The 1,520-nt window shown below is 36.0% G+C and carries 5 protein-coding genes; all 5 read left to right on the forward strand.

Annotation, left to right across the window (positions count from 1 at the left end; genetic code table 11):
• Positions 1-61 precede the first annotated feature (61 nt).
• Positions 62-262: a hypothetical protein gene (locus QZ659_RS20485; protein WP_291728964.1), complete on the forward strand. Its 201-nt coding sequence runs from the start codon at positions 62-64 to the stop codon at positions 260-262.
• Positions 263-317: 55 nt separating this feature from the next.
• Positions 318-650 (forward strand): hypothetical protein, encoded by a 333-nt coding sequence (locus QZ659_RS20490; protein ID WP_291728965.1) that lies wholly within the window; start codon positions 318-320, stop codon positions 648-650.
• Positions 640-801, forward strand: coding sequence for a hypothetical protein (locus QZ659_RS20495; RefSeq protein ID WP_291728966.1), 162 nt, complete (start codon positions 640-642; stop codon positions 799-801). The genes QZ659_RS20490 and QZ659_RS20495 overlap by 11 nt, the downstream gene beginning before the upstream one ends.
• Positions 798-1,277 (forward strand): hypothetical protein, encoded by a 480-nt coding sequence (locus QZ659_RS20500; RefSeq protein ID WP_291728968.1) that lies wholly within the window; start codon positions 798-800, stop codon positions 1,275-1,277. The genes QZ659_RS20495 and QZ659_RS20500 overlap by 4 nt, the downstream gene beginning before the upstream one ends.
• 5 nt (positions 1,278-1,282) lie before the next feature.
• A partial coding sequence (locus QZ659_RS20505; protein ID WP_291728970.1) for a hypothetical protein occupies positions 1,283-1,520 on the forward strand: 238 nt, incomplete at its 3' end.

The following is a 1,520-nucleotide window of genomic DNA, read 5'->3' on the forward strand; positions in this document are numbered from 1 at the left end:
CACCACGCCTCTCAAAATAAATCTCTTTTAACTCAATTAGAAACCCTAATCCCTAAGCAACATGGCAACTTATAATTTCAATCAGTTTGATGCCACTTTCAACGCAAAAAATGATAAAGAAGCACAACAAGTAATGAGTGCTTTTCATCAAATCCTCAAAAAGTTTGAGGGCAATAATGATGGGTTACTCACCGTTTCTGACCACATTATCAATGAAAGCAAGCAGTTCAAACTTATTAAAAAATTTGCTCTAAAGTCCTAATCTATGCTACTCCGAATGCTGTTACTCATCTACTTACTCTTACTACTTTTTGATAATGCAACTGGAAATATTACAAATCAAAACCGTAACGCTCGGCGCACTCTTGGATTTTGGACAAACCTCTGGACTTTTTACGCTCGCTGGATTTATGTTTCGACAATTTCTCGCTTTCAGAGACATGAAAAGAGATATTTCAGACCTCAAAGAAGCCAAAGCAAAAGCCGAACAAGAAGCCAAAGAACAGGCTGATAAAAATGAGGAAAAGGAGCTACAACGTGAAGCTGTTTATCAACAAATACTGGAAGAAGTAAGAGAGCTTAAACTAGAGTTTAGACTTTTAAAAGAATTAAAACATGAAGCTACAACTCCTCAAAAAATTGATTCCTAGCATTGTAGCAGCCGTTTTGTCTGTTCTTCAGAAGAAAAAACAAAACTATGCTACGAGGCAAGATATAGAAAGGTTAGAACTTCGTGTCAAAAACACCGAAGAAAAAATCCATCTACTTAAATTATTCATCGAAAAATCCGATAACTCATGACAAAAGAATTTACAGAAGTATTAAAACTTCACAAACAAGGACTTTCCACAAGACAAATTGGTGCAAAATTAGGCTTCTCTAAGAGTAAAGCACATCATATCTTGAAAAAGATAGAAGAAGAGAAAAGACAAGAAGAGGAAATGTCTGAATATCAGCCTTCTCAAGAAGAGGTAGAAGGAGCGAAAAAACGCATTGAGATTTTTTCAGAGATATGTAATGAGGCACGTCGCATAGCAAATATTGATATTACCAAAGGTGAGCAAAATGAAATCACTATTATTGCTATTTCCGAAGCTGTGAAATCATACAACGATTCTATCATCTCACTAACTACTGAATCTATCAAAAACAAAATGTTGGAAGAGATAGAGAAGGAAAGAGAAAAATTAGTAACTGACAAAGATTACTACGAATACAGGAAAAACGAATTAGCTCGTCGTGAGCAACTCTTTCCAAAAGACAACCATTTATTTTAGAAGCTATGAACCCACTACTTGCCAAAAAATTTGCTGATGTACTTCCTACCGTTTTAGGTGTTTCGGTTGCGATTGGTGTACCGTTTGGAACTGCCTTTTTGGTCAAGAATTACGTTCGTACTTCACAAAAAAACACCAATTACTCCAACGCCACCGATGCAGAAAAACCAGAGTTTTATGCTATTCAGTTTGAAAATGCCTTACCTACGGAATGGTATGACTTCAACGCTGACGAAGAAGAAG

The sequence above is a fragment of the Bernardetia sp. genome, assembly GCF_020630935.1.
GTDB lineage: Bacteria > Bacteroidota > Bacteroidia > Cytophagales > Bernardetiaceae > Bernardetia.